This window comes from Desulfonatronospira sp. MSAO_Bac3, assembly GCF_003838035.1.
GTDB classification, from domain to species: Bacteria; Desulfobacterota; Desulfovibrionia; order Desulfovibrionales; family Desulfonatronovibrionaceae; genus Desulfonatronospira; species Desulfonatronospira thiodismutans.
The window spans coordinates 1-9,540 of the sequence record NZ_QYZY01000024.1 but is presented as its reverse complement, the minus strand read 5'-3'; the positions used below and the strand labels follow the sequence as shown (position 1 = coordinate 9,540).

Genomic DNA, 9,540 nt, shown 5'->3' with positions numbered 1-9,540 from the left:
CATGAGTGCCGGAAAAAAGTGAGTGCTGGAGTGATTACCTTTTGGCCTGGCTTCCGGCCAGGACAAAAATGTTTTTCTCTTAATCAATCTCTTAATCCTGTTAATCCTGTCAAAAAACTCTTTTATTTATTGGGTTGCGGGCATGGCCCGCCTTAGGAAGAAAGTATGGGTGTATGGGAGTATGGGCGTAAGGATATTTTGACTCCTTTACTCCCATACTTCCATACTCCCATACGCCCTTACTCCCATACTTCTTAAGGCCGGGAGTGGTTCGTTCTAATTGCGTTTCACTCCCGGCGAGAGCCTCTTCCAAGCAAACGCAAAAACCTGCCTGAAAGCCTGATGGCGTCTTCAGGGCACATTTCCTGACAGCAGTAGCAGTTGATGCATTTGTCCCTGTCCAGCACCGGTCCGCTGGAAGACATGCTCATTGCGCCCACTGGACAGTGCCCGGCACAGATCCCGCAGGAGATGCACCTGGAGCTGACTACTTCAGGCAGGCAGTTGGCCCACCTGGAAAGGTAGCGATTCAACACGAGCCCTGTTATTCCGGGGATAAACGTCCCGGGAAACTTAAAGCCAGGGATTTTTTCCAGGGACCCTTTTATATTCATTTTTTCCGGGTCTGTTTCTCCAAGTCCCATTTTGCCTGCAAAATCCAGGTGCGGCACCTGGGAAGGTCTGATGCCCAGCATGTGAGTCGCAGCTGCATCCAGGCTGACAGCATTGTCCGAGGCCAGAATCCGGTTCAGATAAACCGGGGTGCCGTTGGAAGGCCCGTTGCCCTGCATGGCCCGCACTGCATCCATGATGTTCAGTTCCGGTGGGCGTACCTGGTAAATGTCCAGAAGGCCCCGGGCAAAATCTGCTGCTGAAGGACAGCTTGCATGCAGGTACATTTTGTCTGCCCCCACAACGTAGCCGAATGTGTTTTTTACCGCCCCGGTGAGTACTGTCAAAGAATGGGTCTTGAGTTTGGGCAGGTTAATGACCTCGTCTGCTTCCAGGACTTCCCTGGATATGGTGGCCTGGCTGAAGTAGTCTGAATGGATATCTTTTCGAACCGGATTGTGTCCCAGGTTGACAAAACATTGGCCGGCGCATTCAAGCACGCCGCATTTGCGGGCCGAGTGCAAAGCCTTGCCGTATCCCCCCATGCCGGGATTGTCGCCGACAATAACCCGGGCTCCTTTTTTCTCAAGGACCCGGACCACGCTTTTTACCAGCATGGGATGGGTGGTGACAGCTTTTTCCGGTGCGTGGGGCCCCAGGATATTGGGTTTGACCAGTATAAGCCTGTCTTTTCTTTCCCGGGGAAAGACCTCCAGGATTTTTTCCACCACTTCATCCAGGCGGTCATCATAGGCTGCGCTGCAGATATAAACCCGCTGCAATGAATTCTTAAGTCCCATTAGTCACCTGGTCCCGGCAGGATAAGGGTTTGGACCGTTTTCCTTTCTGTATTATTTTATTGGCCATGTCAGGGCACTGACCCTTTGAAGAAGAGCCGGTCAGGCCTGTTTTTGGTATAGGCATGTTTGGCCGTGAATACGCAAGCTTTTTCTGTGGTTCATTTTGTTTTCCATGACAAGGCTGCAGATGTATCGACCCGGGGCAGGTGGCCTGCCGGGCTGGTCCCCGGAGCCCTGGAGCAGGTGCCGGGATCATGGACTGATATTCAGTTTGCGCATTTTGCCCCTCAACGTACTGGGATTGAGGCCCAGAATTTCCGCTGCTCCGCCCGGGCCGGTAATCTTGCCCCGGGCAACTTCCAGGGCCTTTTTTATATGGCGGGCAGCCGCCTCTTCAAAGGTGAGTACCTGTGTGTTGCCGCTGGTTTCTAAGTTTGTCTCGATGCTTTTTTGCCCGCTGACGGCAAGGTCCAGGTTCAGGACTGCGGAGTCCGGGTTGTCTGCATGGGCCTGAATCAGTGTGCGTTCCACCAGGTTCTGCAGTTCACGGACATTGCCCGGCCAGGCCCGCTTTTTCAGCCTGTCTATTGTCCCGGAAGGGATGCGGATTTCCCTGGTGATTTTCATCTCCCTGCATTTTCTGGATATAAGATGATCCAGAAGGGCGGGCAGGTCCTGGGGACGCTGCCGCAGGGGAGGAATCATTATGGGAAAAACATTCAGCCTGAACCAGAGATCTTCCCTGAATTCACCTTTCTGCACCATCTGTTCCAGGTTGCGATGAGTGGCACTGATTATCCGGACATCCACCGGGATGGTCCGTGATCCTCCAACACGTTCTATTTCGTTTTGCTGCAGGACTCTTAATAGCTTGGCCTGGATGTTTAAGGGAAGTTCACCTATCTCATCCAGGAAAATGGTCCCCTTGTCCGCCCGCTCAAATCTGCCCCTGTTTCTGGATATAGCACCGGTAAACGCCCCTTTTTCATGTCCGAAAAGCTCGCTGTCTACAAGGGACTCCGGCAGTCCGCCGCAGTTTACCTTTATAAATGGCCCGTCCGACCTGAGAGATGCCGCGTGCAGGGCATTGGCAAAAATCTCCTTGCCTGTCCCGGTCTCGCCCTGCAGCAGCACAGGGCTTTCCAGGGGGGCAACCTGGCGTACCATGCGCATGACTTGCCTCAGGCCGAATTCTGCACCCACGATCCTGTTGTCTGCGCTCAGGCCGCTCAGCTCACTTCGCAGGTCCCGGTTGTAGTCCTCAAGCATGTTTTTAAGCTGGATAGCCTCTTCGTATTGCAGGGCATTGGCCAGGGCCACGGAAAAAGGCTTGTTCAGGCTGCTCATGATGCGGGCATGTTCTTTGGTATATCTGTTTTTGCCTTCAGCCACCAGGAGAAGGAGGCCCATGCGCCTGGATTCCAGGGCCAGGTCAGTGCGCAGCAGGGAAACATCCTCGGGCCAGAAGGCCCGGATAAGTTCCTGCACCGCCGGCTCTTCCAGGGAAATGTCATTGAGGATTCTAAAGCCGGGCTTTGATTCCCATTCCCTGGTGAACTTAGAAACAATGTTTTGAGGCATGGATACTGTGGACCTGCTTTCAGGCCAGTCATCCGGTGAAATATGCACAACGCTGCGGGCGACTCCTGGTTCCGGATCTATAAGACCGATATTCAGGGCGTCTGCCGGAATGTAGCTGCTGATAAATTCCAGGGTGTTCTGCATGGCTTTTTGCAGATCAAGGCTGCCGCATATGCGCATGGTGGCTTCGCGGAAAAAAATGTTTTGATCCATGGGTTGATCCCGGGTTTTGTAAATGTTCAATATGAGAGGCCTGCACAATAGCGCTGTGGACATCGGCTCATTGATACAGGACAGGCGGCTTCGAGCCTGGCTGCTGGTCAAATGTGACAGCATGCAGGTGGAAAGTCAAATATGACAAAACATTCTGGTCAAATATGACTGCTGATGCTTTTTTATATTCAAATCTTGCTGATTTTAAAGGATATTTTTTATGGCATTTTTCATGCTTTCATTTTGCTCGTTTGTGATTACCGGCACCTACTGAATGATTACTCAAGCAGGGTCCGCCCGGAGGAAGCGAGTTTTTTATGTCCTACACGGAAATTATACATGTGCATGCATACAATGATAAGTGCAGGAAAAAAGCCCTGGACAAGGCCAGGGAAATTTCACCGGGTGCCAGCGACAGACTGGAGTCAGTGAGCATTTTCTTGCGCAGGGACTGGGAGACAGAGATTGTCATCCTGCTGACATGGGAAGAAAGGCCCGGTGGACAGACTTATTCCACGGAAGGCCTGAGCATAGTCGAGTGTCTTTCCAGGTTTGGGTGGGTTGCTCATTCGGCATGGACTCTGGATCAGGCCAGAAAAAGACAGACAATCGGCAGCAGATAAATCAGGGGCAAATAAAAGCCGGCCGGCTTTTCCTGCCCGGAACACTACGGAGGAATGGATGCCATCCCGCAGATTTATGCGCATTTTTAAATACCATGCAGTCTTCATGGCAGTGCTGCTTATAACAGGCCTTAGCGCCTGCAACGGCGACAACCCTGAACAGTCGGAGCAGCAGGAAGCTCCTCCCTCAAAGGTTAGTTACCAGGAAGTACACAAGACGGATGTGCAGGTATTCAGGCAGTATCCGGCCCGGGTGCACGGTTCCAGCACCGTTCAGGTTAGATCCAGGGTAGAGGGCATCCTGGAAGAGAAGCTTTACCAGGAAGGTGAAGTAGTTAGCAAGGGAGACGAACTTTTTGTCATTGACCAGGAACCCTTTGAGATAGCTCTTCGCCAGGCCAGGGCGGATCTGGAAGACGCCCGGGCCGGATATGATCATGCCAGAAGAGACTGGAAAAGGTACTCCAGGCTGTATGAGCAGGGCACTGTAAGTGAGCAGACCAGAGACGAGGCCAGGACCGAGTATCAACTGGCAGGAGCCGCTGTGAGCAGGGCAGAGGCCAATGTAGAAGACGCCCGCCGCAACCTGCGCTACACCAGGGTCAGCGCCCCGGTGGACGGAATTACCGGCATGGAGGATGTCTCTGAAGGTAATCTTTTAAGCTGGGGAGATCTCTTGACCACCATGACCCGGAATGATCCGGTGCATGTTCGCTTTTCCATTCCCCAGGAAGAAGCCGTGGCTAGAAGAATGGCTGCACAAGCCGGTCCGGAAGAAGCTCTCCCCCCGAAATCGCTCCTGGAAGGGGCCAGGGTAGGCCGGGAAGGTCTGGATGTTCTTCTGGCCAGGCTTATGCCCGACAGAGATCAAAAATATCCGCATAAAGGTGTTGTGGACTTTACAGCCAGTACTGTGGATCCGGATACCGGTGAGGTTGCCTACAGGGCTGTTTTTGCCAATCCGGACCAGGAACTCATGCCCGGACAGTTTGTGCGTGTGCGTCTTCTGCTGCAGAACCTGGAGGATGTCTTTCTTGTGCCGGAAAGTGCTGTAGGGCAGGATCAGGAAGGTCCCATGGTCTTTGTTCTGGATGAGGACAACGTGGCCCAGGTGCGCCATGTAAGGCTCGGCCCTGTACTTGAGGACGGCTGGGCGGTCTTTGAGGGACTGCAGGAGAAGGACAGGGTGGTGGTCAACGGCCAGGTGGCCCTGGAGGACGGAGAACAGGTCCAGGCCCGGCCTGCAGAAAATCCGGAGACGAAGTAATGCTCAGATTTTTTATCAACCGCCCCATTTTCGCCTCGGTCATCTCCATTATCATAGTCCTGGCCGGGACAACAGCCCTGCGCGTTTTGCCGGTGGAGCAATATCCGGAAGTGGTTCCCCCGGAAGTAGTGGTAAACGCCAGTTATCCCGGAGCCAGCGCAGAGGTTGTGGCGGAAGCGGTGGCAGCGCCCCTGGAGCAGGAGATAAACGGTGTGGACGATATGCTCTACATGGAGTCCACAACCACAGATGACGGCACACTGCAGATAGTGGTCACCTTTGAAATGGGTACTGACCCGGATATGGCCTCGGTGAACGTAAACAACCGGGTGGAGGCCGCCCTGCCAAGGCTGCCCCAGGCGGTGCGCGACCAGGGGGTACGTGCCGAGGACAGATCCACCAATATCCTCATGGTGCCGGTCCTATATTCCCCGGATGAGAGCCGGGACAGCCTTTTTATCGCCAATTACGCCATTATGAACGTCCTGGAAGAACTCAACCGCCTGCCCGGTGTGGGCGAGGCCTCGGTATTCGCCCCCGAGGACTACTCCATGCGCATCTGGCAGGACCCGGACAAACTGGCCCGTCACGACCTTACCCCGTCGGACCTGGCGGATGCCATCCGGGAGCAGAGTGCGCATTACGCAGCTGGCCGGATTGGGGCTGACCCTGCTCCTGCAGGGGTGGATTTTACTTACTCCGTGAGCACCGACGAAATGCTTGCAGAGCCGGAGGAGTACGAGGATATCATCCTGCGCTCCGGGAAAAACGTGAGTACCCTGCGCCTGGGGGATGTGGCCAGGGCTGAGCTGGGTCCGCAGCGCTACGGATTCTCGGCTGAATATAATGGTCAGCAGGCAGTGGGGATGGGGGTCTTTCTGGCACCAGGGGCCAATGCCATGGAAACCGCTGAAGTGGTAAACGAAGCCCTGGAGGAAATGTCAGTGCACTTTCCCGAAGGCTTAGACTATACCATGGGCTACGACGTTACCGAATTTATTGAGGCCTCCATCCAGGAAGTGCTGATTACCCTGCTTATAGCCATGGCCCTGGTGGTTCTGGTTACCTTCATCTTTCTGCAGCGCCTGCGGGCCACGCTTATTCCTGTAACCGCCATACCGGTGTCCATCATAGGCACCTTTGCCGGCATGCTGGCCATGGGTTTTTCCGTAAACCTGCTCACCCTATTCGGGCTGGTGCTGTCCATCGGCATAGTAGTGGATAACGCCATTATTGTCATGGAAAACGTGGAAAGGCTCATGCGGGAAAGAAGTCTCAAGGCCAGGGAGGCTTCCATAGAAACCATGAAGCAGGTGGCTGGAGCGGTACTTGCCTCCACCCTGGTTCTGGTGGCCGTGTTTGCCCCTTCCGCCTTTCTGGGCGGCATGACCGGGGAGCTCTACCGCCAGTTTGCTGTGACCATTGCCGTGTCCGTGGTGGTCTCGGGCGTAGTGGCCCTGACCCTGACTCCGGCCATGTGCGCCCTGCTCCTGGACAGACAGCGCGGTCGGCTGCCAAGGCCCTTTGTCTGGTTCAACAGGGCATTTGAAATGCAGACCAGTGCTTATGTCTGGGTGGTGAGCAAGATGGTGCGGCATGCAGCGGTTGGTGTCCTTCTCTTTGCAGTGTTTACCGGGGCCACAGTTTATGCTGTGACCAGGATGGCTCCAGGACTTATCCCCCAGGAGGACCAGGGCGGCTTTATAATGGCCATGGAACTGCCGGCTGCCTCTTCCCTTTCCCGTACTGAGCAGGCCAGGGACAAGGTTATGGACGGCCTGATGGAGATGGAAGAGGTTGAAAGTTTTACCGGGATAGCCGGGGTGGATATTTTTGATATGGCCCTGCGTTCCCATATGGGCATGGGGTTTGTGAATCTGACTCACTGGGATGAACGCCAGGAACCGGGACAGGATGCCCAGTCCATGACCGAAAAGGTCATGGGTATGGGGCAGGAGATCCAGGAGGCGAATATCCTGGCCTTTGTCCCTCCGCCCATTGTCGGCCTTTCCCTGGCCGGGGGAGTTGAAGGCTATCTGGAAGTGCGCGGTGACATGGATGTTGAGGAGCTGGAGGCCATGGCCTGGGAACTCATGGCTGCAGCCAACGAGCGGCCGGAACTGGTCAATGCCAGGACCACCTTGGAAACAGACATACCCAATTACCGGGCGGATCTGGACCGTGAAAAGTCCAGGGACATGGGGGTCCCCGTAAATCAGGTATATGAAACCATGCAGAGTACTTTCGGGACCCTGTATGTAGGTGATTTTACCATGCAGGACCGCAACTGGCAGGTGAACCTGCAGTCGGAAAAGGATTTCAGGAGCCGGCCCGAGGACCTGAGCAAGGTGTTTGTACGTTCTGAGCATGGTCAGATGCTGCCCCTGACCTCCCTGGTCTCCCTGGAGCGGGACGTGGGACCCGATGTAATCAACCGGTACAATGTCAACAGCGCAGCAAGGCTAATGGCTGACGCAGCACCGGGCTACACCACCGGCGAAGCCAAGGAGGCGGTGGAAGAAGTGGCGGAAAAGATAATCGGGAATGGAGAGACAAGCCTGGGCTGGATCGGAGAGGCCTTCCAGCTCGATGTTGCCGCCGGTGCGGGAGGCACGGCTTTCGGGCTGGGTCTGGTCATGGTGGTATTGATCCTGGCCGCCCAGTACGAACGCTGGACCCTGCCCCTGGCCGTGGCTTCCGCGGTCCCCTTCGGGGTGCTTGGTGCCTCTCTGGCCGCCATGCTCAGGGGATTTCCCAATGACATTTATTTCCAGGTGGGGCTTCTGGTGCTCATAGGTCTGGCTGCCAAGAATGCCATCCTGATAGTTGCCTTTGCCGCCCAGAACCGGGAAAACGAAGGCATGAACTCCACCGAAGCAGCCTTGAGCGCAGCCAGACAGCGCTTCAGGCCCATCGTCATGACCGCCATGACCTTTATTATCGGAGTTTTGCCCCTGGTCTTCGCCACAGGCGCTGGAGCGGCCAGCCGCCAGGTGATCGGAACCGTGGTGGTGGGAGGCATGCTCCTGGCCAGCACTGTGGCCATTTTGTTCGTGCCTCTTTTTTACAAGCTCATGGACGATGTCTCCTTTTACTTTCACAACCGCAAAATGTTCCGGGATAAAAGGTAAAGGTGTAATCCCTGATATGGCTGCAAGAAGACATTACTGAGGATCTGGTTGCTATTTTATCAAGTCATTAGAACGTAACCATTCAGGGGGTAAAAAAAATTAAAAATCTGCCCTAAAACCTATGACGCCTAGATCTGGTTTGTGTTAAAGCCTTCTCCAACACTAAGGAGGAGGCATTTTGGCAGAAAAACAAGTTATCCGGGGTCGAGTCATTGGCCCTGAGGAACTGGAAACCATCCGTCACTTTGTCCAGCTGTACTGGAACAAAGGTCGAACAGAGATTTCCAAGGCCCTTTGCCGGTACTGGGACTGGAAGCAGCCCAATGGCTGGCTCAAAGACCGGGCCTGCCGGGATATTTTATTTGCGCTGAGCAGGCAGGGTGCAATTGAGCTGCCTGCAGGACGACATCCAAGGCCTGGCGGTAAAAAGATCGTTCAGTCCCAAAGAATGCTTTTTGACGCCATACCCCTGGAAGGGGCTGTCTCTGAATTTGGCTCTTTGACATTAACCATGGTCCGCAAGACTTCTTCCGAGAAGCTTTGGAACCAGCTGGTTCATGAGTAACCATTCAAGGGGCAGATAACGGCCAGGGGGACAGTCCCCGCGACACTTTTACTGCACAACTGAAAAGTACAGACGCAAAATTTTGTGAAGCATCATAATCATCACTTAGCGGGGACAGTCCCCTGGCCTTGTGCCATCAACCACCACCGAGGTCCCCCTGAATGGTTACCTTGTAACCATTCCAGGGGGTACTCGGTGATGACTAATGGCTGGTACCTGCCCCCTGAATGTTTACATTTACACAAAGTGTCGCTGTAGTACTATAGCGTCTCAAGGATTTTCATTGCCCTGGGGTAATCAAGTTCTTCCAGAGCTTTGCAGGCACTTTCAATTTCGTTGATATTGTCAGGGCTGGCAATGATTCCTTTATGGTCTTCGAGATACTTACGGGCTCTGTAGTTGTTGGAACGAATAAGTTCTTTAAGTTCATGCAGATGTCTTCGAGCCTGCTCTGGATCAGCATCCTGGAACTGTATTTCTGTCGTTTCTCCAGTCTTTTTTTTCACAGCCACAGACTTGGCTGCCTCTACTGCCGGTGAAAGCTCTATTCTTAAATTATCCAGCAGATTATCCAGGTTGGCAGTGTTGCCTTCGGAAAGGGCGTTTTCCAGCTCTCTTGCGGCCATACTGAGCTTGTCAGCTTCCAGTGTGGCGGCCAGACCTTTGAGTGTATGGGCCACTATTTGAGCTTCCTTAAAATTTTGAGCCTGAATTAGTTCATACAGCTGTTCAGGTGTTTCAGCAAACT

Annotated in this window: 7 protein-coding genes; 4 read left to right on the top strand and 3 right to left on the bottom strand. The window is 54.1% G+C overall.

The features are described 5' to 3' along the window. Positions 1-287: 287 nt before the first annotated feature. Positions 288-1,412 (bottom strand): DUF362 domain-containing protein, encoded by a 1,125-nt coding sequence (locus D5S03_RS00720; protein ID WP_287042384.1) that lies wholly within the window; start codon positions 1,410-1,412, stop codon positions 288-290. Positions 1,413-1,664: 252 nt separating this feature from the next. Continuing rightward, entirely contained in the window at positions 1,665-3,206 is a 1,542-nt protein-coding gene (locus tag D5S03_RS00715) for a sigma-54 interaction domain-containing protein (RefSeq protein ID WP_287042383.1), read from the bottom strand. Positions 3,207-3,523: 317 nt separating this feature from the next. Here D5S03_RS00715 and D5S03_RS00710 point away from each other — a divergent pair, with 317 nt between their 5' ends. The 4 genes from D5S03_RS00710 (at position 3,524) to D5S03_RS00695 (ending at position 8,792) form a co-directional block, all read left to right on the top strand. Next, the gene (locus D5S03_RS00710) at positions 3,524-3,829 is read left to right on the top strand and encodes a hypothetical protein (protein ID WP_008869461.1); all 306 of its coding nucleotides are present in this window, start codon (positions 3,524-3,526) and stop codon (positions 3,827-3,829) included. A gap of 76 nt (positions 3,830-3,905) precedes the next feature. Then, a complete protein-coding gene (locus D5S03_RS00705) occupies positions 3,906-5,096 on the top strand; it encodes an efflux RND transporter periplasmic adaptor subunit (RefSeq protein ID WP_287042382.1) in 1,191 nt (396 codons plus the stop codon). Next, positions 5,096-8,227, top strand: a complete 3,132-nt coding sequence (locus tag D5S03_RS00700; protein ID WP_008869459.1) for an efflux RND transporter permease subunit — start codon at positions 5,096-5,098, stop codon at positions 8,225-8,227. The genes D5S03_RS00705 and D5S03_RS00700 overlap by 1 nt, the downstream gene beginning before the upstream one ends. Positions 8,228-8,405: 178 nt before the next feature. After that, a complete protein-coding gene (locus tag D5S03_RS00695) occupies positions 8,406-8,792 on the top strand; it encodes a hypothetical protein (protein WP_287042381.1) in 387 nt (128 codons plus the stop codon). 260 nt (positions 8,793-9,052) lie between these two features. Here the strand turns inward: D5S03_RS00695 and D5S03_RS00690 are convergent. Further along, positions 9,053-9,540, bottom strand: a 488-nt coding sequence (locus tag D5S03_RS00690; protein WP_287042380.1) for an Hpt domain-containing protein, incomplete at its 5' end; no start/stop codon positions are given.

Coding starts and splice junctions, on each gene's coding strand:
- D5S03_RS00720 (WP_287042384.1), bottom strand. CDS start 1,412: ATGGGACTTAAGAATTCATTGCAGCGGGTTTATATCTGCAGCGCAGCC.
- D5S03_RS00715 (WP_287042383.1), bottom strand. CDS start 3,206: ATGGATCAAAACATTTTTTTCCGCGAAGCCACCATGCGCATATGCGGC.
- D5S03_RS00710 (WP_008869461.1), top strand. CDS start 3,524: ATGTCCTACACGGAAATTATACATGTGCATGCATACAATGATAAGTGC.
- D5S03_RS00705 (WP_287042382.1), top strand. CDS start 3,906: ATGCGCATTTTTAAATACCATGCAGTCTTCATGGCAGTGCTGCTTATA.
- D5S03_RS00700 (WP_008869459.1), top strand. CDS start 5,096: ATGCTCAGATTTTTTATCAACCGCCCCATTTTCGCCTCGGTCATCTCC.